Genomic DNA, 22,638 nt, shown 5'->3' with positions numbered 1-22,638 from the left:
ACACAGAAGTGAAACGCTGTAGCGCCGATGGTAGTGTGGCATTCGCCATGTGAGAGTAGGACACCGCCAGGCTCCCAATACGAAGTGAAAAGGCCTCTTGAATTCAAGAGGCCTTTTTTATTATTTCGCTTTGAACGTAAAAGCAAAAAGGCCTCCCGCGATCGGGGGGCCTTTTTGTTTGCACACCACTACTTGCTTGCAGCTTGGCGCAAGCGGTCTGCCGGTAGGTGATCAGTGCGCGCTACGTTGCGGCCCCATGTGGGAGGCGCTGATGTAATAGCGCGGCCGACCCTCCTGACAAACCTTCACCTTCGCCATGATCTTACCTTCCACGGTAAACTCCCAGTCTTGCTTGAAACGGGGCACCTTGGCTCCAAGGTTATGCAGGTACTCCGTGAACAGGTAAGCACTTGAGATTTCGGTAAGATGTAATTCCATCAAGGGTACCTCGACAATGGAACAGCGATGGGATGAGTCTGCCGGCGACTGGCGCCTCTTTAAGGCTAGTCTTGCCGTCGATTTTTTCCAGCTGAGACCGTTTGCATGTTGCGAAACTGTTAAGTCGGCGACAGGTTTTTTTACTGTGCGCGGCTTGAGTCGTGCGGCTGGATAAGGCTATTCTCGCCCCTGGATTCTTAACGAAAGATGAATCTGTCGTGTTACTTTCTTTTGTCCTGATCAAACTGTGATCAGGCGCCCTTTTGTCGGGGAAGAAGTAGCTGCCGTACTCGCTGACAAGGATGCATGATGCTGCAAGTAAACGAATATTTTGACGGTAAGGTGAAGTCCATCGGGTTTGCCAACGGCGCGGATGCCCGTGCCACCGTAGGGGTGATGGCGCCTGGTGAATACACCTTCAACACGGGCGCTCCCGAGCTGATGGTGGTGATCCGCGGCGCGCTGACCGTGCTGCTGCCCGGTCAGACCGAGTGGGTGACCTTCGCCGCCGGCCAGCAGTTTGACGTACCTGGCAACAGCAGCTTCCAGCTGCAGGTGGCCAGCGATACCGCCTATCTGTGTGAGTTCAAATAATCTCATCCAGATGAAAAAGAAGGGCCTGCATTGCAGGCCCTTCTGTTATGGGGGTTAGCGAGACCGGCTCAAGGCGCGTCATCCACCAAGGGCTCTGTGCTGGCCGCCGGGGCTGAGGCTTCTGCTTCGAACAGCTCTTGCTCCATCTCAGCCACCGACTCCTCACGAGTGGTGATGTCCACGGGGACTGCCAGGGTGGCCACCAGGGAGCGGGTCGCCTCGATGGCATCCTTGAGGACCACCTCAACCTGTTGGCCAAGCTCGAACAGCGGCTGCTTATCCAGGCGTACCTGGCCATCGTCCCAGCTGCATTCCAGCCGCTTCTTGTCGCTACAGATTTGGCCGGCGGGCACGAAGGCCACGGCGCCATTGTCCTGCAGGCGCACCTTGATGCCACCCCGCACTATATCGATGATCTCAGCCGAGAACACCTGGCCACTGGTGACGGCCGGTGCCAGGAAGCGCACATACAGCCAGTCGGCGATGTCGCGCTCCGCCAATCGGTTGAGGCGACGGGCATCGGTCAGGGTCTGGGTCAGCGGCTCTTCCGGGCAAGGGGGAACCTGGGTTCCGGCCAGCAGCGCCTTGATGATGCGATGGTTTACCATGTCGCCGTACTTGCGGATGGGCGATGTCCAGGTGGCGTAGGCCGGCAGTCCCAGGCCGAAGTGGGGGCCGGGCAGGGCAGACATCACAGAGTAGGTCTGGAAGCGGCGGATGCGGCTGTCCAGGTAGGGGGTCGGCTGGGCATCCAGCCATCGACGCAGCTGGCAGAAGCCCGGCAGGGTATTGATGGACTCATCGTGCCAGGGAGCGTTGTGTAGGGCCAGCAACTCCATGGCGCCACCCAGCTTCTCGTCGTCGAAGCCCGGGTGCACGTTGAAGATGCCATAGCCCGGGGTCTGAGTGAGGAACTGGCCGGCACAGATGTTGGCGGCGATCATGGCCTCTTCCACCATGCGGTTGGCCAGACGGCGGGGTTCCACGTGAATGGCCACCACCTCGCCGGCCTCATTCAGCTCGAAGGCGTAGTCCGGTCTGTCCTTGAACATGAGGGCATGCTCGGTGCGCCAGGCCTGGCGGGCCAGGGTGATGCCCTGCAGCAGCTTGAGCTGGCCGGCAATCACCTCGTTGGGGGTGAAGCTGGCGCTTTGGCCCAGTTCCAGGTAGTCGGAGACCTCGTCGTAGATCAGGCGGCCCTGGGAGCGGATGTTGGCGGCAAAGAAGCGGAACTGGCCCAGGGCACCGTCGGCGGCTATGTCCAGCTGGCAGCACAGCACGGGGCGCTCCTCGCCTTCCTTGAGGGAGCACAGCTCATCGCTCAGGGTGCGGGGTATCATGGGGATGTTGCGGCCCGGCAGGTAGACGGTGAAGGCGCGCTTGGCGGCTTCCAGATCCAGCGGGCTGCCCGGCTCCAGGTAGGCGGTGGGATCGGCGATGGCCACCCACAGCTTCCAGCCATCCCCGGCGGGCTCGGCATAAAGGGCGTCATCCATGTCCTTGGTAGAGGCACCGTCTATGGTGACGAAGGGCAGGGCGGTGAGATCTTCCCGGCTCAGGCCTTCCTCGTGATAGGACCAGGTCTGCTCCTCGTCGGGGGCCTGACGGGCCAGATCATGGCGGCGCAGCACCACCCACCAGGGGGCTTCCGGATCCTCGCCACGGCAGATGAGCTCGCTGATCTCGGCGGCATGATTGCCATCGGTCATGGCGTGGCGCTTGAGCCTGGCCACCACCCAGTCGCCTTCCTGGAACTGTTTCTCGTCCAGGCCCTTGATGGCGCGGGCGCGGATCATCTCCTTGAGTACCGGATGATCCGGCACCACGTTCAGCCGATCCTTGATCAGCTTGATGCGGCCGACGAAGCGGCTCAGAAACGGGGTGATCAGGGCATCGGGTTCCGCCTGTTCCTTTTCCTTCTCGGTGCGGATCACGGCGCTGATGCGATCGCCGTGCATCACCTTCTTCATCTGCATGGGCGGGATGAAGTAGCTCTCCCGGTTATCGGTCTCGAGGAAGCCAAAGCCCCGGTCGGAGGCACGGACGACCCCTTCCTTCTTGGGCAGATTTTCGCGCAGCTGTTGTTTGAGCTGCGCCAGCAACGGATTGTCTTGGAACATGCGGGGTCACCTGATTAAGAAACAGGAGGGACTATACGGACTTGTGTCGGCAAAACCAAGGCTCACGCGCCCTGCGCTGGTGCGGCCAGCTGCCGGGCAGCCAGGGCGGCGAACTCGCGTCGGCTTGGTTTGAGTCCGTCCTCTTGGGCGGGCCAGGCCAGCCAGTGACGGGGCACCAGGTAGCCGGGTAACCGCTGGCGCAACCAGGCTTCCAGATCGTCGACGGCGGCGCCGGAGTGCCATTGGATGAAGGCCACCGGCCTGTGTCCCCACTGGGCATCCGCCAAGGGCACCACCAGGGCCTGGGCCACATCGGGGTGTTCAAGCAAGGCGGCCTCAATCTGTTCGGGCTGGATGTTCTCGCCGCCGCAGACGAACTGGTTATCCAGCCGGCCGCAGACCTTCAGCTCGCCATCCACCGTCCACTCGCCCTTGTCCCGGGTGTGGAACCAACCGGCGGGATCCAGCGGCAGAGCCAGCCCATCCTCCGTCTCATAGCCGGCAAACAGGGTCTCACCGCGCACGCAGATCTCGCCCGCCTGCAGACAGACCTCGCGGCCGGGCAGGGGACGGCCTACCACCTGGCTGTCGCTGCCGCAGACCCGGGTGCAGACCTGGGAACCCATCTCGGAGAGGCCGTAGCTCACCAGGGGGGAGAGCCCCTGAGCCTGGCAGGCGGCCACCAGGGCCTGGGGAATGGGGGCGCCGCCCAGCAACAGGACTCGCAGCCGGGTCTGGCTCAGCCGAAAGTCCGGCGCTGCGAGCAGGCGCCACAGCTGAGTGGGTACCAGCGAGAGGTGGCTGATGGGATCCCGCCTGAGCTGATCCTTGAGGGGCAGCTTGGCATCGGGCAGTACCAGGGTGGCGCCGGCGGCAAAGCAGCGCAGCGGGATGGCAAAGCCCCCCACGTGATACAGGGGCAGGGAGAGCAGCCAGCCATCGCCTCGAGTGAGGGGGATCTGTTGGCGGCTGCCCTGGGCGTTGGCCAGGTGCTGGGCCAGGCGATGGACCACCACCTTGGCCTGACCGCTACTGCCGGAGGTGAGCAGCTTGTTGCACAGGGCAGCGGGATCGAGCCGGGCGGCCCCCTGGGGTGACCTGGCTTGCCAGTTTGGGGTGAGGTTCTGCCAGTGGCCGGCCAAGGGGCCGGCTTCCCGCCACAGGGCCTGGATGGCCAATCGCTGGCACCAGGTCTGTTGGCTGGCCTCCGGCAGGGCCGGGTTGAGGGGGCAGAGGATGAGCTGCCGGCGCAGGGCGGCCCAGATGAGCAGTAAGGTAGGCAGACCGTTACGGGCAATCAGCCCCAGGGCATCACCGGCCAACAGGCCGGCTGCGTCGAGCTGCTGGCCCAGGGCATTGAGCCGCTGATCCAGCTCGCCATAGCTGACGGGCTGACCGTCCAGATAGAGGGCGGGCTGTTCCGGGTGCTGGCTGGCGTGCTGGCGGATCGGGCAGATCACGCCGGCCAGACTCGCTCCAGCTGGCTCATGTCCACCTGCTGGGTCTCGGGGGTGAGCAGGGAGCCGGCGAAGTAGCGCAGGGTGTCCAGGCCCGGCGCCTGCTCCGGCGCCCACTCGCTGCTGAGCTGGGCCAGCAGCCGGTTGCCCAGCTGGGATTCATAGCAGGAGGAGAGTATCACCTTGAGCCCCAGCTCCCGGGCTTTCTCCACCATGGCCTGACACTTGGCCAGGCTGCCGATCAGGGTGGGCTTGATGATCAGGGCCTTGAGCTGGGGAAAGTTCTCCCAGTTGGCGTCCGTACTCAGCAGCTCATCCAGCGCCACCGGTATGCCGGTGTGGCCCGCCACCGCCTTGACGTCCTCGAAGCGGGCACAGGGATCCTCCACATACTCCAGGTTGGCGGGGTTGAGGTGGCTCATGAAGGTCCAGGCCTCCTCCCGGGTCCAGCCCTGATTGGCGTCGAGAATGAGCTTGAGTTTGGGGGCGAGGCTACACAGTTCGCGGATCATGGCGATCTCGTCGCGCATGGCGTAGCGGGCCACCTTGAGCTTGGCCTTGCTGGGGTATTCGTAGAGCCACTCCCGCCAGCCCCAGATGATCTCGTCCGGGCTGCCCAACAGCAGCAGATAGGGGGAGTGGGGGGCGTGCATCTGTTTGGGCCAGTTGCGCTGGGCGCAGTCGAAACCAAACTGCACCGAAGGCAGTTGCGGTGCCAGATTGCGACCCTGTTTGCGGCTCTTCAGGCAGAGGATGGCCTCCTCCTGCGCCTCGTCCAGCGTCTCCCTGGACAGACCCGGCAGGGGAGCGATTTCCCCCCAGCTGTCCCCGATGCGCAGCAAGAGCCCCTCGCGCTCGGGCATCACCCGACCGCGAAACACCAGGGGTTGACCAAAAGGCAGACGATAGCGGTACAGGGTCGCGTCCATCATGGATTCCGTTTGAATTTGGAAAAATCAGGCTGCCGCTTCTGGTTAAAGGCGTTGCGGCCTTCCTGGCCCTCTTCTGTCATATAGAACAGCATGGTGGCATTGCCAGCCAGTTCCTGCAAGCCGGCCTGGCCGTCGCAGTCGGCGTTCATGGCCGCCTTCAGGCAGCGCAGGGCCATGGGGCTGTGCTGCAGCATCTCCCGGCACCAGCGCACCGTCTCCTTCTCCAGATCCGCCAGGGGCACCACAGTGTTGACCAGGCCCATCTCCAGCGCCTCGGCGGCGTCGTACTGGCGGCAGAGGAACCAGATCTCCCGGGCCTTCTTCTGCCCCACGATGCGGGCCATGTAGGAGGCGCCCCAGCCACCGTCAAACGAGCCGACCTTGGGGCCGGTCTGGCCGAAGCGGGCGTTCTCGGCGGCGATGGTGAGATCACAGAGCATGTGCAGCACATGGCCGCCACCGATGGCGTAGCCCGCCACCATGGCCACCACCGGCTTGGGGCAGGTGCGGATCTGGCGCTGGAAGTCCAGCACGTTGAGGTGATGGGTGCCCTCCTCATCCTGATAGCCGCCGTAATCCCCCCGCACCTTCTGATCGCCACCGGCACAGAAGGCCTGGTCGCCGGCGCCGGTGAGAATGATGGTGCCGATGCCGGCATCGAAGCGGGCGTCGGACAGCGCCTGGATCATCTCCTGCACGGTACGAGGACGGAAGGCGTTGCGCACCTGGGGCCGGTTGATGGTGATCTTGGCGATGCCCTCCTCGCTCTTGTGATAGAGGATGTCGGTGAAGTCGCCGCTGCAGTCATGCCAGTGATAGGGGGCGTACCAGTCGGGTTCTTGTGGGCGCATGGGCTCTCTCTACAAAGTGGGTGATGAAATCGGCTGGCCCGCCAGCCAGTGCTGTAGCCAGCGGGCGACAAATTCTGGGTTGTCACGATGGGCGTTGTGGCCGGCATCCGGCACCGCCTGCCGGCTCAGCTGCGGCTGCATGGCGGCCAGCCGGGTGGCGATGGCGGCAAACTTGCCGTCCTGCTGGCCATACAGGTAGGCCAGGGGCAGGCGGGTTCTGGCCAGCCAAGGGGCCAGATCCGGCTGGCGGGCCAGGCTGGTGGCGCAATAGGTGCGGGCCAGCCTCCGGCCGTCATTCTGCCGGCGGGCCGCTATCAGTTGGATGCGATCAGCAGCGCTCAGCTCGGCAAACACCGGCTGGTGGTACCAGTCTGCCAGCACCGTCTCCAGGGGTTCGCGGTAGAAGCGGCGGGCCCAGCGCGCGTCCTGTCTGGTCCGCTCCCGTCGCTCGGCCTGGCTCACCAGTCCAGGATGGGCGCCTTCCAGGATGAGACTCTGCAGGCCGGGGGCGCCGCCGGCGGCATGATAGAGGGCCAGGCGGCCACCCAGGGAATAGCCCAGCAGATGGTAGCGGCGTATGCCTTCGGCCTGCAGCCGGGCGCTCAGCCAGGCCGGGAAGTCCGCCAGACGGCGCAGGGGACGGGCGGACTCCCGGCCGTGGCCGGGCAGGTCCAGCGCCAGGGCGTCCACCCCGGGCAGGCACGCCAGCAGCGGTTGCCAGTCGTGGCGGTCCCCCAGCAGGCCGTGGAGCAGCACCAGCTCAGCCAAGGGGCCACTCCTGGGCCTGTATCCAGGCTTTGAGGTCGTTGAGCTGGTTGGCCACCTCGTCGTGAGGCACCCGGATCTCGATCAGATGCTGGCCTCCGTCCAGGGCCTGGCGGTAGGCCGCCAGTGCCCCATCCAGGCTGTCTGGCGCCTGATAGTGCAGGCCAAACTGGCCGGCGGCCTGGGCAAAGTCCAGGCCATGGGGCAGGCGATAGAGGGGCGCCTTGGCGGCCTCCGGCACCGGCAGCAGGTGGAAGATGCTGCCGCCGTCGTTGTTGATGAGCAGCACCACCACGGGGCCGGGGAGATCCCGCAGCAGCGCCAGGCTGTTGAGATCGTGCAGCGCCGAGGTGTCCCCCAACAGCAAGGTGGTGGGCTCGCCGGGACGGCTGTGGGCCCAGCCGGCGGCGGTGGCAATCAGGCCATCGATGCCCGAGGCGCCGCGGTTGCTCAGCACCCGGCTCGGCCCTGCACCTGTTTCGGCCAGGCTGTCCAGCAGGCGGATGGGCAGGCTGTTGCCCAGCAGCAGATGGCCGCGCAGCACCCGAGGCAATTGGCGACACAGGGCCGCCTCGCTCAGCTGGTTCAGCTGTGCATTAAGGCCCTGGCTAAGGCGAGCCAGCGGCTCGGCGAGATCCAGCCAGGGTGCCTGCTCGGGCGTCTCCCTCAGCCGGGCCTGACACCAGGCGCCGACGGGGGCCTGCAGGCGCAGCCGGAAGGGGCCGTTCTCGTCGAGCCGGGCGCCGTGCCGGTCGATGAGCCAGGCCTGTTGCCAGGGCTGGCGGGCGATGAACTGGCTCAGCCGCTTGGAGACGAGCCGGCCGCCCAACTGCAGCAGCACCCTGGCCTGGCCCAGGGCGGCCTGGACGCCCTCATGGTGCAGGGCCAGATCGTACAGCGGCAGCGCCTCGGGGGCGAAGCGCAGCTGGGACTGGATATCCGCCAGCAGCGGCCAGCCCAGGCGGCGGGCCAAGGCGCGAATGGCCTCGGCCTCCTCAGGGTCGGTCAGCCGCCCGGCGACGATCAGCCCCGGCTCGCGGCAAAACGCCGGCCAGTCCGGGGCACCCAGATCCGGCTGTGGCCGGGCGGTGCGCTGCCAGGGGGCGGTGTCGTCCAGCCAGCTCCCCAGGGGGGCCAGGTAGTCCTGCCAGTCGGGGATCTCCGCCTGGGGATAGAGTGGCTCAGGGAAGCGGCAGTTGAGGTGCACCGGACCCGGGGTCAGGGCCTGTTGGCGGGCCGCCTCGTCCAGGCTGGCCAGCAAAAAGCGCGGCGAGATGGCCAAGCTGGGGGCCGGCAGATCCTGCTGATAGACGGGGTAGTGGGCGAAGATCCCCGCCTGGGGGATGGCCTGGTTGGCCCCCACGTCGATGAGCTCCTGCGGCCGGTCGGCGCTCAGGATCCACAGGGGCACGCCGCTCTGCCTGGCCTCCACCACCGCCGGATAGAGGTTGGCCACCGCCGTACCCGAGGTACAGAGCAGGGCCACGGGGGCGTTTAGCCCCTGGGCCAGCCCCAGGGCGAAGAAGCCCAGGCCGCGCTCGTCAAAGTGGGTGTGGCATTGCAGGCCGGGCTGCTCGGCGGCCGCCAGGGTGAGGGGGGCACTGCGGGAGCCTGGGGCGATGCACAGATGACGCACCCCCAGTCGGCACAGCTCGTCCAGCAGCAGATGGGCCCACAGGGCGTTGATCTGGCTGGCCTGGGTCAGGGCTCGGGGGTGGCCGCTCATGGGATCAAGGCCCTCATTCATGGGGCAGAGCTCTCATTCATGGGTCAGAGCCCCCAGCAGGGTGGCCAGCTTGTCATCCAGCTCCTGCCATTCGGCGTCGGGCTCGGAGCCCTCGACGATGCCGGCACCGGCAAACAGGGTCAGGCTGTCGGGCGCCAGCCGGCCGCAGCGGATGGCCACGGCAAATTCCGCCACATCCTCGCTGATCAGGCCGCAGGCACCGGCATACCAGCCCCGCTCCTGGGGCTCCAGGGCGTGGATCAGGGCCTTGGACTTGCGCCGTGGGCAGCCGCCCACCGCCGGGGTGGGGTGCAGGGCGGCCAGCAGTTGGGCGTCGGTGACACCGGGGTGCAGATGGGCCTGGATCTCCCGTTTGAGGTGCTGCACCCGGCGCAGGGAGAGGATCTGGGGCTCGGAGAGCTCGGCGGTATCTGCCAGCCCTTCCAATCGGGTGAGGATGTCCGCATGGACCAGACGGTTCTCCAGCCGATTCTTGTTGTCCGCCAGCAGCTGGGCCGCCAGCTCGGCGTCCCGCTGGGCATCGCCGCAGCGCACTATGGTGCCGGCCAGGGCCTCGGTGGCCAGTGCCCGTTCCTGGCGGCGATAGAGCCGCTCCGGCGAGCAGGCCAGGAAGCTCTGCTCCGGGCTGAAGCGGAACACGAAGTGAAAACAGTTGAGGGAGAGCGGCTGCCAGGCGGCAATGAGATCCCAGGGATCGTAGGCCTGTGCCAGGGCCAACCGGCTCTGCCGGGAGAGCACCACCTTGGGGATGCGGGACAGGGAGTCGGGCGCCAGCACGGCCTCCACCATCTGCCGCCAGCGGGGCAAGTCCGGGCTGTCCTGCCGGGTCAGGGGCTGGGGTGGCAGGGGCGCGGTGGCCAGGGCCGGTTGCAGGGCGTTCAGGGCCTCCCGGGCCGCCGCCATCTCGGCCTCCCGGTTGTCGTCGGTGAGCCAGAGGTTGCACACCAGCTCGGTGTGATTGCCCTGGCGGATGAGTTCGATGCGCGGCAGCACGAAGCGGCAGGGGCCGAACTCGGGCCAGTGGGCATGGTCCGGGTCGAAGGCCAGGCCGCCGTAGTAGCGCGGCCAGCTGCCGCCCTCGGGTTTGGCCTGGCCGGAGAGCGCCGCCAGCGCGGCGGGATCCCGGATCTCCTGGAGGCTGCCGAGGCAGGCAAACTCCCGATCCCGCTCCCGGGCGTGCCAGTAGATCTGCGGATACTGGGTCTGGCCCTTGAGCCAGCCGGGCAGAGAGGTAACGTCGACCGGATGACGCAAACGCAGGAAGCCGGTACGGGGATCGGCGGACAGGGTGTCGAGCTGCAACAGCAAGGGGGTGTGGGCCAGCATGGGGGTTGCTATCCAGAGTCTTTGACCGGGCTGGCGAGGGCGCCGGAACTGCCAAAAGAGACCAGCATCCGGTATAGTACAGCCCCTACGCTGTCCCCTCCCGGGCCGGCTTGAATGGGGCCCAGTATAGGGCGTGGCGGCGGGAGGGTAAACGATCTTGATCCCGACGGAGCCCCTGCTGATGACATCATCCTCGATTGGCGCCTGGGTGCTGGCGGCCCGCCTGCGCACCCTGCCCCTGGCCTGTGCCTCCGTGCTGCTGGGCGGTGGTCTGGCGGCCCAGGCCGGCGCCTTCGACTGGCCCCTGTTCGGCCTGACCCTGCTCACCGCCATCCTGCTGCAGATCCTCTCCAACCTGGCCAACGACTATGGCGATGCCGTCTCCGGTGCCGACAACGCCGATCGGGTGGGCCCCACCCGGGCCGTGGTGAGCGGCCTCATCAGCCGGTCGCAGATGCGCCTCGGCATGCTGGCCACCGGCGGCCTGGCGGTGGTGAGCGGGCTGGCGCTCTTGTGGCGCGCCTTTGCCGACGACTGGCCGGCCTTCCTTGCCTTCATCGGCTTCGGCGCCCTGGCCCTGGTGGCGGCGGTGACCTACACGGTGGGGCGGCGCCCCTACGGCTACCGCGGGCTGGGGGATCTCTCTGTGTTCCTGTTCTTCGGCCTGCTGGGGGTGGTGGGCTCCTTTTACCTGTTCACCCACCAGCTGAGCTGGCCCCTGCTGCTGCCCGCCACCGGCTGCGGCCTGCTGGCCACCGCCGTGCTCAACATCAACAACATCCGGGATCTGGCCACCGACGAGGCCAGCGGCAAGCGCACCCTGGCGGTGCGGCTGGGGGAGGCGCGGGCCCGCCGCTACCACTGGCTGCTGATCCTGGGGGCCGGGGGCTGCGTGGCGGCCTTTATCGGCCTGTTCGAGCCCTCACCCTGGCCGGCCTTGTGCCTGTTGGCCTACGGCCCCTTGCTGCGGGTGACCTGGGTGGTGCAGCATAGTCGGGATCCCGGGGTGCTCAATGGCCAGTTGAAGGCCACCGCCCTGGGCAGCTTCTTCTTCAACCTGCTGTTGGCCCTGGGCTTTGCCCTGGCTTGAGGAGCTCATCATGAGTTTGAGTGTCTGGCTGGCCTTCCTGGTCACCACCCTGTTGTTCAGCCTGTTCCCCGGCGCCGGCGCCCTCAACACCATGGGAACCGTGGTGCGTCACGGGGTGCGCAGCGCCCTGCCGTCCATCGCCGGGCTGCAGCTGGGGCTGCTGTGTCACCTGCTGTTGGCCGGGGTGGGGCTGGGTGCCCTGCTGGCCCGCTCCCTGCTGCTGTTCGAGATCATCAAGTGGTGTGGCGCGGCGTATCTCGTCTGGCTGGGCTGGAAGCAGTGGCGCGCGCCTGTGCAGGCGATGCAGGCCGGTGCCGCCAAGCCCATGCTGTTCTGGCCGGCGGTGCTGGTGAACCTCACCAACCCCAAGACCATCCTATTTCTGGTGGCCCTGTTCCCCCAGTTCATCCACACCGACTATCCCCTCTGGTCCCAGTGCCTGATCCTGGGGGGCACCTGCCTGCTGGTGGATGCCCTGGTGATGGTGGGCTATGCCACCCTGGCGGTGCCCCTGATGCGGATCATCACCACGCCGGCCCGTCAGCGGCTGCAGAACCGGGTATTCGGCAGCCTGTTCATGGCGGCCGGGGTCACCCTGGCGGGGGCCAGCCGCTAACTCATGCCCCTGCGGGTCGCCAGTTTCAACATCAGCCTCAGCCGGCCCAAGGCCGGCCAGCTGCTCGCCGATCTGCACGCCGGTGCGCCCCAGATCCGGCGGGTGGCGGCCATGGTGCGGCGGGTGCGCCCAGATCTGCTGTTGCTCAACGAGTTTGACCATAACGGCGAGGCCGAGGCGCTGGATCACTTCTGCCAACACTATCTGGCGGTGAGCGACGAACAGGGCGGCCCGCTGCTCTATCCCTACCGCTATCGGGTGCCCTGCAACACGGGGCAGCTGGCGCCTGTGGATCTGGACGGTGACGGCCGGCTCAGCCTGCCCGGCGACGGCCTGGGCTTTGGCGACTTCCCCGGCCAGTACGCCATGGTGCTGCTCTCACGTTACCCCTTGCTGGAGGCGCGGGTGCGCAGCTTCGCCCACCTGCCCTGGGCTTCTATCCCCGGCGCCCGGCTGCCGGATGCCGAGCCTGGCTCCGGCCTGGCGGATTACTACAGCCCGGCGGCCCGCGCCCTGCTGCCGCTCTCCTCCAAGAATCACCTGGATCTGCCGGTGCAGGTGGGGGAGCGGGTGCTGCATCTGCTGCTCAGCCATCCCACACCGCCGGTGTTTGACGGCGCCGAGCGGCGCAACTGGCTGCGCAACGCCGACGAGATCCGCCTGTGGCAGCACTACCTGGATGACGCTCCCTGGCTGGTGGATGACCAGGGCGGTCGCGGCGGCCTGGCGGCGGGGGCGTCTTTCGTGCTGTTGGGGGATCTCAACAACGATCCGGCGGCGGGCGAGGGCAACAAGGCCGCCATCCTGGGGCTGCTGCGCCACCCCAGACTCAATGCCGCGGCGGCCCTGGGGGCCCAGGTGCCCAAATCCCGCGGCGCCCTGCACTATGCCAAGCAGCAGCATCCCATCTGGCGGGTGGGGGAGCCCGCCACCTGGACCCACATACTGCCGCTGCGCCTCGACTATGTGCTGCCCAGCGCCGATCTCGCCGTGCTGGACGGCGGCGTCTTCTGGCCCGCGCCGGACGAGCCGGGCTGGGAGTGGATCGCCGACGCACGGGGGCGCCAGCGGGGCTCCCGTAGCTCGGATCACCGCCTGGTGTGGCTGGATCTGGCCTGGGGCGACTAGGCCGTCGGTGGCAGCAAGCCCGCGCAACGCCCTCATCTGGGCCACTGGCGCAACCCGTGTCTCGAAGGCGTATAGTTCCCGGCTGGGCCATGCTTAGGCGGAGCCCGCCACATCATTTGGAGGAGTCATGTTCGGTATCAAACGCCTCAAACAGCAGCTGCAGCAGCTGCGCCAGGAGCGCAATCAGCTGGCCGCCAGCCTGGACGGCATCCGGCAGGCCATGGCCTGCATCGAGTTCAGTCCCCAGGGCGAGATACTCAGCGCCAACGACCGTTTCCTGGCATTGATGGGTTACAGCCTGGCGGATCTGTTGGGCCAGCATCACAGGCTCTTCTGTCTGCCGGAATACGCCGCCAGCACCGCCTATCAGCAGTTCTGGCCACGGCTGGCTCGGGGCGAGAGCCTCACCGACAAGTTCCAGCGGCTGACCCGCGGCGGCGAGGTGGTGTGGCTGGAGGCCAGCTACATTCCGGTGAAGGACGAGACGGGGCGGGTGGTGCGCATCCTCAAGCTGGCCTCCGACATCACGGCACGTATCGAGACCGCCCAGTACCAACAGGCCCTGGTGAGCGCCATCAACCGCTCCATGGCGGTGATCAGCTTCAGCCCGACGGGTCAGGTGCTGCAGGCCAACGACAACTTTTTGCAGGTGATGGGCTACAGCCTGGGGGAGCTCAAGGGCCAGTCCCACCGGATCTTCTGTACCGCCGCCCAGCAGGCCAGCGCCGAATACGAGCCGTTCTGGGAGCGGCTGCGGCGCGGCGAGTACGTCTCCGGCCTGTTCGAACGGCTGGACAAGCACGGCCGGGTGGTGTGGCTGCGGGCCACCTACAACCCCGTCTTCGATCCGGCGGGCAAGGTCAGCCAGGTGGTGAAGTTTGCCAGCGAGGTGACCGAGCAGGTGGAGCGCAACCTGCGGGAGCGGGAGGCGGCTCAGCAGGCCTATGCATCGGCCAGCCAGACCAGCCAGAGTGCCGAACAGGGGCGACAGGTGGTGAGCCAGAGCGTGGCCATGATGGAGACCATAGCCGCCGAACTGGAGCAGACCCGCGGCCAGATCCTGGCGCTGCACAAGCAGTCGGATCAGATCAGCAACATAGTGGGCACCATTCGCGGCATCGCCGATCAGACCAACCTGCTGGCGCTCAACGCCGCCATCGAGGCGGCCCGGGCCGGCGAGCTGGGCCGCGGCTTTGCGGTGGTGGCCGACGAGGTGCGCAACCTGGCGGCCCACACCAGCCGGGCCACCGAGGAGATAGTCCAGGTGGTGAAGGACAACCAGGCTCTGACCCAGGCGGCGGTGACCGGCATGGAGGAGAACCATGGCCGGGCCGAGCAGGGGGTGGCCCTGGTGCAACAGGCCGGCGGCGTCATCAGCACCATACAGCAGGACGCCCAGGCCCTGGAGGCGGCCATCAGCCAGGTGACCCAGCAACTGCACCATTAACCCGGGGCCCGCAGCGCGGGCCCTTTTATCTTGTTCCGCACCAGCCTCGCATCGGGGGCCATCCAGCTCCCTCCTGGCCGAATTCATCAAACTGTCATCGTTCTGCCGCATTCTTGGCGCCAACCCGACAGGGACACTCTTGGCATGGAAGCGATGAACTCATTGTTGAAACGATACGGCCGTTTGCTGGCCGGCCTGCTGGCGGCCTGCCTGCTGTTTTTGCTCGCCACCCTCTACACCGGGCAGCAGCTGGCGTCGGCCCGGGCCCAGTGGCTGAGCCAGCTCAACGCCCCGGCCCGCAGCGGCGCCACCTGGCTGACCCTCGACAGCGGCTTGTTCCATCAGCGCGGCGAGCTGCACCTCTCCTTGCTGGACGGGGGTGCCCTGCCCACTCTGCTGGGGCTGCCACCCCAACCGGATCTCAACGCGCAACTGGCCCAGCTGGGCCCGCTGGAGCTGTATGTGACCATCGACAGCCGGGTGCTGCCCGGCCGGGTGCGTCATCAGGCCCGTGTACAGGTCACCCGGGGCACCCTGGGGCAGCTGCGGGATCAGGGCCTGCTACAGATCCAGGAGCCCCAGCTGAGCTGGGGCGACGGCTGGGGGCAGGATGGCCGGCTGGCTCTCAGCTGGCCCGGTGGCCGCCTGCAACTGGATGACGGCGCCCTGACCCTGGATAGCCTGGCGCTGGACTGGCAGCCGGACGGACAAGACGGCCGGCAACTGGCCTGGCAACTGGCCGAGCTGACCCTGGATCAGGGGGACGACCGCCTGCTGCTGAGCCAATGGCAGGGCGAGCTGGCCCTGATGCATCAGGCGGGCGAATGGCGGTTGACCCGCTGTGCCAGCCAACTGGCCCAGCTGCTGCGCTTAAGGGCCGATGAACGGCTGGAGCTGGCGGGGGCGGACTTTACCTTCGGCCTCTCCGCCAACAAGCACGGCCTGCAGTCGGTGGTGGATCTCAACGGCCAGGGTCGGCTGGCGGCCGGGGTGCTGCAGCAGGGCAGTCGGCGCTACACCCTGGAGCAGCTGGATCTGGGGCTGGCCCTGGGGGGCATAGACGTGCAGGGTTATCAGGCCCTGCTGCAAAGCGCCCTGACCCGCTTCGATCAGCGGCCCGTCTGGCTGGCGGCCCTCAACCGGGTGACCCGTTCCGGGTTCCAGCTGCACCTGGAGCCCTTCCATCTGCAGCTGGACAACGGCCGGCTCAAGGCCAGTGGCGAGGTCACCTCCCGGCCCTTCGACATGGCCTCCCTCACCGACATCGCCTCCTTCCGCTCCCTGTTGCAGGGGGTGCTGGAGCTGGAGGCGGATGCCAGCCTGGCGCCCATGGTGACGGACAGCGGCACCCTGCTGGCCATGCAGGATGCCGGCTATGTCACCGATCAGGCGGGTGTGCTCAACAGCCGGCTGCGGGTGGTGAACGGCAAGCTGTCGGCCAACGGCAACGCCATTCAGTGGTGAGGACGACCCCATGACGGCAGTTCGCAGGCAGTTTGTCAGCGCCCAGCAGGTGGCGGAGCGGGCGGGGGTCTCCCGCTCGGCGGTCTCCCGCACCTTCACCGCCGGGGCCAGCGTGTCGCCGGCCACCCGGGCCAAGGTGCTGGCGGCCGCCGAGGATCTGGGGTATCACGTCAACCACCTGGCCCGCTGTCTACACCATGACAGCCATATCGTTTGCCTCATCACCACCGACATCAGCACCCCCTTCCAGGCCAGCATGCTGGATCTGCTGACCCGGGAGCTGCAGCGCCTCGACAAGGTGGCCATGGTGATCAACACCAAGGGGGATGCCGACGGCGTGGCGGCGGCCCTGACCCAGACCCTGCAGTTTCGTGCCGAGGCCTCCATCATCCTCTCCGGCCAGCCCAGCGGCGCCCTGATCGACCAGTGCCTGGCCAATGGCCAGCGGGTGATACTGGTGAACCGCAACTACGACCATCCCCTGGCGGAGAACCTCTGCCTGGACAACCGCGGCGCCGCCGCCCTGGCGTTACAGATGCTCAAGGCCCAGGGTTGCCAGCAGGTGGCGGTGGTGAGCTCCAACGTGGGCTCCGTGGGGCTGGTGGCCCGGGAGCAGGGTTTCGTCGCGGCGGCCCAGGCGGCGGGGCTCGACGTGCGGGTGCTCAAGCAGGGCGACACCTCCTACGCCACCGGCCTGGCCCTGGGGGAGGCGCTGACCGCGCTGCCGGACGGCGTCTTCTGCGTCACCGACCTGCTGGCCTGCGGCTTTCTCGATGCCCTGCGCCGGCGCGGGGTGCGGGTGCCCGCCGATCTGGCCCTCATCGGCTTCGACGACATCGAGCAGGCCAGCTGGCACAGCTACCGCCTCACCACCTTCCGCCAGCCCCAGCAGCTGATGGTGCAGCACATACTGCACCGCCTGCAGGGCCCGGCGGATCACTTCCCCCGCCAGCAGATCTTCCCGTTGCAGCCGATCTGGCGGGAGACCACCCGCTAGGCGCCGCGCACTCGGGTCTTCTCCCCCTGCCCAGGGGGAGGCTGGGAGGGGGCAGGCTGCCCCACTTTGCCAAGCCGGTATCTGCGCCTATGACATCGGCCATCCAATCATTGAATAAACGTAAGCGGCTGTTGATTTTTAACGGGTTCCCATTTCTCCCGCTGGCCAGTTGCGTTAGCCTGACACCCCAAAGGCTGTCGGGTTCAGTCGCACCAAGCTCGCCGGCGGGGCGCAGAACATCAGAGGTGGGAGTACGGGATGTTATTCAACAAGCAGGTCATCGTGGTTTATCCCGAGATCTACGAGCAACTGGCCATTACCTTGCAACACCAGATCTCGAAACAGGATGGCTTCGACAGCGCCGCCTGGACCATAGCCCACTACCGGCAGAACTTGCCGACGCTATCGGGCCGCAGTCACGTCATCTTCCTCGGCGATGGTGACGAGAACCCCTACTCCCGCATCTATCTCGAACAGATCGACCATATCGTCAACCAGCAGGGTGCCTGTTATGGCTTCGACGGCAGCAAGGCGGTGGTGTTTGGTGAGGGCAAGCTGGCCCAGGCCAGCGCCTTTGATGCCCTGCGCCGCAGCCTGTACCAGGCCAGCAAATTATCCGGCGGCCTCAGTGCTGGTGCCACCATCGGCGCCGCATTCATTCTGGCTAACCCTATGTTGCCGCTGCTGGGCGGTCTGCTGGGGAGTCTGGGCTATCAGCTGGTGCAATTGGTGCAGGCCAAGCGAGCGCGCAAGGCACTGCGCCGCGAACAGACCAAGCTGGCGCTCTACCAGTTTGTCGCCAACGAGCTGGATAACTGGTTCGCTGAGCAGGATTAAGCCCGATGGGAGAATTTGCCGACGCCTTCTGGCGCGCCAGCCGGGATCAGGCCGCCAATCAGGGCGCCACCCTGTCAGAGGCGTTTGTCGACCAGGTGCAGACCAGCCTCGATGAAGCCATCGCCGCCCTGCAACGGGAGGCCGAACGACGCGCCAATGTGGACGTCAATTTCGTCAAGGGCCATCTGGCCGAGGTCTGGCATGCCGAAACGCTGAAGGTGGCCGCCCGCGCCAAGGGGCGCACCGATATCTGGGCCAATGCCGCCGGCAACAACAAGACCGGGCAGGACGTGCAGTACGGCGACGCGACCACAGGGCGCAATGCCGAGTTGAAGTATTACAAGACCGGCGAAGAGACAGCACGCCAACTGGGCAATCCGGCCTATAACGACAGCCAGAAGGTGGTGCCGGCCGACCAGTTGCAGGAGGTGATTGCCGAGGCCCAGCGCCAGGCGGCGCGCAACCGTGACACCCGGCCTGACGTGGCGGCCGCCAATCAGCATACCGCGCAGAGCGTCAGCGATCGGCTGGAGGTGGATGGCGTCACCTCCACGCCGCTGACCGAAGGCGATGCCAAGGCGCTGGCGACCGATCTGCAACGTGATGGCGAGCTGGATGCCGAGGCGTACGGCCTGACCACGGAGGCCTTTATCGCCTGGTCTGATCTGCTGCGCGAATCCGGCAGCGCGGCGCTGCATGCGGCGGCTTTCAGCGCCGCCTTGAGCAGCGCGCCTCTGCTGTACCGGCTGCTGCGCCAGGCCCACCGCACCGGCGAGCTCGATGAGCGCGCCTGGTTGACGGCGGCCCGTCAGCTGGTCGGTCAGTCGGCCAACGCCGGACTGCGCGGTGGCATGGCGGCCATCATCACAGGTGGTTGCAGGTCGGGCCTGCTCGGTCCTGCGCTGAAGAGCGCACCACCCGCCGCCATTGGCATGGCCACCGCCCTGGCATTGAATTCGCTAGAGCACTCCTGGCGTTACGCATGGGGCGAAATCAGCGGTCGCGAGCTGGCGTTCAACACCTCACGCGATACCCTCGCCTTGTTGATGGGCTCCGGCGGCGCCATGCTGGGACAGATGTTGATCCCCATCCCCTTGCTCGGCGCCACCCTCGGCAACTTGGTCGGCTCGACCCTGGGTGCCATGAGTATTCAGGCGGCGCAACACAAGGTGCTGGCGTTGTGTGTGGAGCAGGACTGGACCTTTTGGGGCCTGGTGGAACAGAACTATGTGGTCCCCGAGGCGGTGCTGGCCCGCGCCGGCTTCGATCTCTTCGCGCCACAACAACTTGGCGTGGCTGCATTTCAGGTCCATCGCTTTACTTCTCCCTCCTTTAACGAACCACGGCTGGAGTTTCAGTTCCTGCGCCGCGGCGTCATGGCATTTCACACCATCGGCTATCTGTCATAACTCCTGCGCATGGACGCGATGCGGCCGCCTGGTGCGGAGTAGTTTCCGGCCAGCACAGTCGTGGTGGAAAAGGGGGCCGCTCGCCCCCTACTTATATCCCCGGTAGGTTGGGTTGGAGGCATCTGTGATTGCCCTGACTGTGCTGGGTTTTACCCGTTGGCGCGGCGCCTTGCCAAGAGGGATGTGGTGGTGATAACTGGATGAATGGATCCGTTGCGCCCTGACTGGCATTGAGCCTTTTCAGCCGTCTGCTTGGCGGGGGCGCGCAAAGGGGGATTGTGCCGGCTTCGCCTTCCTTGGCTACGCATCCCGCTCGGGCTTTCCCTGCCCTCGCGCCAAATCGAGGCCGGGATACTCAATCCCGTCCAAACCTCGATTTGGCCCCCTTAGCAATCCCCGGCACTCCCCACTGTCTGGGCCTGCGGCTCCCCTCGTCGTCACCGGGGCACAACGGCCCGCCATCGACGCGTTCCCGACGCGGCGATGCCTGACTCGGCATCCTGCCTCGTCGCCGGTTCCCCGCTTCCTCCTCGGCCAGACAGAGGGGAGCCGGATCCCGTTAGCCAGTCCGCAGGCTTGTATCGCTGGGAGGGTTGTTTCCCAGGGCGGCGATTTTGTTAACGATTAAGCTACCGGGCAGGGCCAGTAGCCCCGCCAGCGACGGGCTGACAAACGACTACCCATCCTAACGATGGCGAAGCATGGAAAGTTGATGGCAAACCGGTCGAACCGGCGTCTGGAAAACCTTATAGGTGCGATGTGCCAAAGAGCACGCCTAATCGCTCAGCACCAGACGCGCGAATAGCCCATTATGGCCCGGGCCATTGAGCCCACCGTAAAGACCGGATATACGATGAGCCATCGAACCTAAAGCCAAAAACAAAACAGGCTTGCACGCCGGGAGGAGTCCATATACGCCCGTACTATCCTCATGGGATTTATGGGTTTGGACTCCACCCGCACTGTTTACATGGCGCCCCTTTTCTGAGAAGACTATAAGCCTGTTTGATCGGCATGTTTTTGCCATTCTTAAATCGGCATAGCTTATGACCACATTCCGGGCATTTAATTAAATTGTATGTGGCCCACCATGAGGTTAATTCACAAATGAATGACAATGATATTGCGAAAAGCATGACGATCGAAAAGTCAGCCATATCTGTCAATGAAAGCAAGCTGGCTATTGGTAACCCGCCAATCAATGCCGCCAGACTGAATTTTGACAAGGTCACTATCCAAGTCTTATGAAGAAACGCCAGCGTATCCATTGCAAGTCTTCTCATCCTCTGTAGGTGCGATTAGCGTAGCGTAATCGCACGCATGTTAATGGTTAAACTACTGCCCGCCATTTTTATCGCCGCCCCAATCTGCAGAGTATACGCCGGCGGCAACATGGCGATGAAATGACGAATAGGGCCAATCCTTGATCTTGGCGACCAACCCATGTTTTAACGGATTGATATGGATGTAATCCAGATGCTGCCGGTAATCGGTCTCGTCACGAATACAGTGTTCCCAAAAATGGCGTTGCCAGATGCCCCGCTCTCCCGCCGCTTGGCGTATCTGCGAGATGTATTCTGTTTTTGGCAAGGCACGGGAGAAGCCGCTTTTAATCAGGCGCCACCGCAGGCTGTAGTCGTTATCCCCTGGCGGCAGTGTCCAGAGGGCGTGCAGATGATCCGGCAGCACAACCCAGCCATCAATATGAAATGGATGTTTGGCCTTCACCTGGCGCACCACCTCCCTTAGGGTGTCGATTTCCTGCACCAATAATGCGTTGGCCCGGCGCTCCAGCAGATTGACGGTAAAGAAGTAGGTCGCGCCTTCGATTTTGACTCTGCGGTAGTTGGCCATTTCTTTGCCGCCATCTGGGTTGGTGAGTCATGGGCGTGCCCATGGTGGTTGTTTTTGCGCGGGTGGGCGGTTGCGCGTGTGCCCGGGCGACTCTGCACGAATGCGCGGGCGATTACGCTACGCTAATCGCCCCTACGGTCCTGTTTATGAAATCCTTGATCTATCCGGCACTTTGCTTCATTCAGTGGAGGAGGTAGTAATCGAAATAAAATGGAAAGAAATATATTGTGTGGTTTTTTTGCACACCTAACTCATTGGTGAAACTGAGAACTGCTTTGAACTTCTCGGTCGGGCAACCAGTCGTCGGCTCTATATCTATTTCGAATGACCGTCGTGCTACCGTATCCATTAGCTCAGTGATTTTATTTTCTTTCCATAGGGATATTAACTCGGATGACACTCTAGGTCCTGCGTCTATGTTGACGTGCTCCTGGTTTATGTCGTAGCGAGGCTCTGTGGCATACTTATACCATCTACCAATTTTTACAATATGACTGATATCGCCATTTTGACGCACAAAGTAGCTATCACTTACATTGAACGTAACATTGTGCTTAGACCACAACCAGATTTCATAGCGGGAGTTCCCATATTTGCAAACCTTGCCTTTATCAGATATCGGCTTGTCGTGATAGGTAAAGAATTTAATGTACAAGTCATCCCCGAGATATATTACTGGGTAGGGCTCATGACCAGACTTGACGATTCCCATACTCGCCGACTCTTGTGGCTGGGTAGCGTAACTGCTGGCAATCCGACGGCTGGTAGAAGGGACGCAGGCACACACTAAGCACAACGCGGCCACCATGCAGATAATTCTAACCATTTGATTGTATCCCTTTGCCATATTTAGATCCGTTCTAAGGTTGATTGCCATGGAGGTGACAAGCTCTGTAGGTGCGATTAGCGTAGCGTAATCGCACGCATGTTAATGGTTAAACTCCGGCCCACCATTTTCAACGCCGCCCCAATCAGCAGAGTATACGCCGGCGGCAACATGGCGATGAAATGACGAATAGGGCCAATCCTTGACCTTGGCGACCAACCCATGTTTTAACGGGTTGATATGGATGTAGTCCAGATGCTGCCGGTAATCGGTCTCGTCACGAATCCAGTGTTCCCAAAAATGGCGTTGCCAGATGCCCCGCTCGCCCGCCGCTTGGCGTATCTGCGAGATGTATTCTGTTCTTGGCAAGGCGCGGGAGAAACCGCTTTTAATCAGGCGCCACCGCAGGCTGTAGTCGTTATCCCCTGGCGGCAGTGTCCAGAGGGCGTGCAGATGATCCGGCAGCACAACCCAGCCATCGATATGAAATGGATGTTTGGCCTTCACCTGGCGCACCACCTCCCTTAGGGTGTCGATTTCCTGCACCAATAATGCGTTGGCCCGGCGCTCCAGCAGATTGACGGTAAAGAAGTAGGTCGCGCCATCGATTTTGACTCTGCGGTAGTTGGCCATTTCTTTGCCGCCATCTGGGTTGGTGAGTCATGGGCGTGCCCATGGTGGTTGTTTTTGCGCGGGTGCGTGCGCATGTGCCCGGGCGATTACGCTACGCTAATCGCCCC

The 22,638-nt window shown here is 64.7% G+C and carries 19 protein-coding genes and 1 pseudogene; 10 read left to right on the top strand and 10 right to left on the bottom strand.

Translation table 11 applies throughout. The features are described from left to right. Positions 1-231: 231 nt before the first annotated feature. Positions 232-438 carry a hypothetical protein gene (locus tag ABD847_RS04095; RefSeq protein WP_345010321.1) on the bottom strand — a complete coding sequence of 69 codons (207 nt, stop codon included), beginning with the start codon at positions 436-438 and terminating at the stop codon, positions 232-234. Between the two features lie 309 nt (positions 439-747). Here ABD847_RS04095 and ppnP point away from each other — a divergent pair, with 309 nt between their 5' ends. After that, entirely contained in the window at positions 748-1,032 is a 285-nt protein-coding gene (gene ppnP / locus ABD847_RS04090) for a pyrimidine/purine nucleoside phosphorylase (RefSeq protein WP_345010316.1), read from the top strand. Positions 1,033-1,100: 68 nt separating this feature from the next. On the opposite strand, the gene ABD847_RS04085 is transcribed toward ppnP, so the two are convergent. The 7 genes from ABD847_RS04085 to ABD847_RS04055 all read right to left on the bottom strand — a co-directional run bounded on the left by ABD847_RS04085 (position 1,101) and on the right by ABD847_RS04055 (position 10,230). Then, positions 1,101-3,152, bottom strand: coding sequence for an exoribonuclease II (locus tag ABD847_RS04085; RefSeq protein WP_345010312.1), 2,052 nt, complete (start codon positions 3,150-3,152; stop codon positions 1,101-1,103). Positions 3,153-3,214: 62 nt separating this feature from the next. Continuing rightward, positions 3,215-4,621 carry an AMP-binding protein gene (locus tag ABD847_RS04080; protein ID WP_425568391.1) on the bottom strand — a complete coding sequence of 469 codons (1,407 nt, stop codon included), beginning with the start codon at positions 4,619-4,621 and terminating at the stop codon, positions 3,215-3,217. Further along, a complete protein-coding gene (gene menC, locus ABD847_RS04075) occupies positions 4,609-5,538 on the bottom strand; it encodes an o-succinylbenzoate synthase (RefSeq protein ID WP_345010307.1) in 930 nt (309 codons plus the stop codon). The genes ABD847_RS04080 and menC overlap by 13 nt, the downstream gene beginning before the upstream one ends. Next, positions 5,538-6,392 carry a 1,4-dihydroxy-2-naphthoyl-CoA synthase gene (gene menB, locus ABD847_RS04070; protein WP_345010305.1) on the bottom strand — a complete coding sequence of 285 codons (855 nt, stop codon included), beginning with the start codon at positions 6,390-6,392 and terminating at the stop codon, positions 5,538-5,540. Before menB ends, menC begins: the two co-directional genes overlap by 1 nt. A gap of 9 nt (positions 6,393-6,401) precedes the next feature. Continuing rightward, the gene (gene menH / locus ABD847_RS04065) at positions 6,402-7,160 is read right to left on the bottom strand and encodes a 2-succinyl-6-hydroxy-2,4-cyclohexadiene-1-carboxylate synthase (protein ID WP_345010303.1); all 759 of its coding nucleotides are present in this window, start codon (positions 7,158-7,160) and stop codon (positions 6,402-6,404) included. Beyond that, entirely contained in the window at positions 7,153-8,883 is a 1,731-nt protein-coding gene (menD, locus tag ABD847_RS04060; protein WP_345010327.1) for a 2-succinyl-5-enolpyruvyl-6-hydroxy-3-cyclohexene-1-carboxylic-acid synthase, read from the bottom strand. The genes menH and menD overlap by 8 nt, the downstream gene beginning before the upstream one ends. Positions 8,884-8,916: 33 nt before the next feature. After that, positions 8,917-10,230 (bottom strand): isochorismate synthase, encoded by a 1,314-nt coding sequence (locus ABD847_RS04055; protein WP_345010301.1) that lies wholly within the window; start codon positions 10,228-10,230, stop codon positions 8,917-8,919. Between the two features lie 181 nt (positions 10,231-10,411). Here ABD847_RS04055 and ABD847_RS04050 point away from each other — a divergent pair, with 181 nt between their 5' ends. The 9 genes and pseudogenes from ABD847_RS04050 (at position 10,412) to ABD847_RS04015 (ending at position 19,218) form a co-directional block, all read left to right on the top strand. After that, entirely contained in the window at positions 10,412-11,320 is a 909-nt protein-coding gene (locus ABD847_RS04050) for a 1,4-dihydroxy-2-naphthoate polyprenyltransferase (RefSeq protein WP_345010300.1), read from the top strand. Between the two features lie 10 nt (positions 11,321-11,330). Then, positions 11,331-11,936 (top strand): homoserine/homoserine lactone efflux protein, encoded by a 606-nt coding sequence (rhtB, locus tag ABD847_RS04045; protein WP_345010299.1) that lies wholly within the window; start codon positions 11,331-11,333, stop codon positions 11,934-11,936. A gap of 3 nt (positions 11,937-11,939) precedes the next feature. Beyond that, complete coding sequence (locus tag ABD847_RS04040; protein ID WP_345010297.1) at positions 11,940-13,064, top strand: endonuclease/exonuclease/phosphatase family protein; 1,125 nt, start codon at positions 11,940-11,942, stop codon at positions 13,062-13,064. 127 nt (positions 13,065-13,191) lie between these two features. After that, positions 13,192-13,962, top strand: a pseudogene (locus ABD847_RS16850) (PAS domain-containing protein); the annotation flags it as partial. After that, positions 13,936-14,511 (top strand): methyl-accepting chemotaxis protein, encoded by a 576-nt coding sequence (locus ABD847_RS16845; RefSeq protein ID WP_425568390.1) that lies wholly within the window; start codon positions 13,936-13,938, stop codon positions 14,509-14,511. The pseudogene ABD847_RS16850 and the gene ABD847_RS16845, both read left to right, overlap by 27 nt. A 165-nt stretch (positions 14,512-14,676) precedes the next feature. Beyond that, positions 14,677-15,975: a YdgA family protein gene (locus ABD847_RS04030; RefSeq protein ID WP_345010292.1), complete on the top strand. Its 1,299-nt coding sequence runs from the start codon at positions 14,677-14,679 to the stop codon at positions 15,973-15,975. Between the two features lie 10 nt (positions 15,976-15,985). Further along, the gene (locus ABD847_RS04025; protein WP_345010289.1) at positions 15,986-16,972 is read left to right on the top strand and encodes a LacI family DNA-binding transcriptional regulator; all 987 of its coding nucleotides are present in this window, start codon (positions 15,986-15,988) and stop codon (positions 16,970-16,972) included. 258 nt (positions 16,973-17,230) lie between these two features. Then, entirely contained in the window at positions 17,231-17,809 is a 579-nt protein-coding gene (locus ABD847_RS04020; RefSeq protein WP_345010287.1) for a hypothetical protein, read from the top strand. Between the two features lie 5 nt (positions 17,810-17,814). Next, positions 17,815-19,218: a hypothetical protein gene (locus ABD847_RS04015; RefSeq protein WP_345010285.1), complete on the top strand. Its 1,404-nt coding sequence runs from the start codon at positions 17,815-17,817 to the stop codon at positions 19,216-19,218. Positions 19,219-20,553: 1,335 nt separating this feature from the next. Here ABD847_RS04015 and ABD847_RS04010 read toward each other — a convergent pair. Both ABD847_RS04010 and ABD847_RS04005 read right to left on the bottom strand, forming a co-directional pair. Beyond that, positions 20,554-21,072: an REP-associated tyrosine transposase gene (locus tag ABD847_RS04010; protein ID WP_345010283.1), complete on the bottom strand. Its 519-nt coding sequence runs from the start codon at positions 21,070-21,072 to the stop codon at positions 20,554-20,556. Positions 21,073-22,000: 928 nt separating this feature from the next. After that, entirely contained in the window at positions 22,001-22,531 is a 531-nt protein-coding gene (locus ABD847_RS04005) for an REP-associated tyrosine transposase (protein ID WP_345010281.1), read from the bottom strand. Positions 22,532-22,638 lie beyond the last annotated feature (107 nt).

This window comes from Pseudaeromonas paramecii (genome assembly GCF_039540575.1).
GTDB classification, from domain to species: Bacteria; Pseudomonadota; Gammaproteobacteria; order Enterobacterales; family Aeromonadaceae; genus Pseudaeromonas; species Pseudaeromonas paramecii.
This window is presented reverse-complemented; position numbering and strand designations above follow the sequence as displayed.

Bases quoted from the DNA above. Each gene is read 5' to 3' on its own strand.
- ABD847_RS04010 (WP_345010283.1), bottom strand. From the start codon at position 21,072: ATGGCCAACTACCGCAGAGTCAAAATCGAAGGCGCGACCTACTTCTTT.
- ABD847_RS04005 (WP_345010281.1), bottom strand. From the start codon at position 22,531: ATGGCCAACTACCGCAGAGTCAAAATCGATGGCGCGACCTACTTCTTT.
- ABD847_RS04025 (WP_345010289.1), top strand. From the start codon at position 15,986: ATGACGGCAGTTCGCAGGCAGTTTGTCAGCGCCCAGCAGGTGGCGGAG.
- ABD847_RS04095 (WP_345010321.1), bottom strand. From the start codon at position 438: ATGGAATTACATCTTACCGAAATCTCAAGTGCTTACCTGTTCACGGAG.
- menC (WP_345010307.1), bottom strand. From the start codon at position 5,538: ATGGACGCGACCCTGTACCGCTATCGTCTGCCTTTTGGTCAACCCCTG.
- ppnP (WP_345010316.1), top strand. From the start codon at position 748: ATGCTGCAAGTAAACGAATATTTTGACGGTAAGGTGAAGTCCATCGGG.
- ABD847_RS04020 (WP_345010287.1), top strand. From the start codon at position 17,231: ATGTTATTCAACAAGCAGGTCATCGTGGTTTATCCCGAGATCTACGAG.
- rhtB (WP_345010299.1), top strand. From the start codon at position 11,331: ATGAGTTTGAGTGTCTGGCTGGCCTTCCTGGTCACCACCCTGTTGTTC.
- menB (WP_345010305.1), bottom strand. From the start codon at position 6,392: ATGCGCCCACAAGAACCCGACTGGTACGCCCCCTATCACTGGCATGAC.
- ABD847_RS04055 (WP_345010301.1), bottom strand. From the start codon at position 10,230: ATGCTGGCCCACACCCCCTTGCTGTTGCAGCTCGACACCCTGTCCGCC.
- ABD847_RS04040 (WP_345010297.1), top strand. From the start codon at position 11,940: ATGCCCCTGCGGGTCGCCAGTTTCAACATCAGCCTCAGCCGGCCCAAG.
- ABD847_RS04050 (WP_345010300.1), top strand. From the start codon at position 10,412: ATGACATCATCCTCGATTGGCGCCTGGGTGCTGGCGGCCCGCCTGCGC.
- menD (WP_345010327.1), bottom strand. From the start codon at position 8,883: ATGAGCGGCCACCCCCGAGCCCTGACCCAGGCCAGCCAGATCAACGCC.
- ABD847_RS04085 (WP_345010312.1), bottom strand. From the start codon at position 3,152: ATGTTCCAAGACAATCCGTTGCTGGCGCAGCTCAAACAACAGCTGCGC.
- ABD847_RS04015 (WP_345010285.1), top strand. From the start codon at position 17,815: ATGGGAGAATTTGCCGACGCCTTCTGGCGCGCCAGCCGGGATCAGGCC.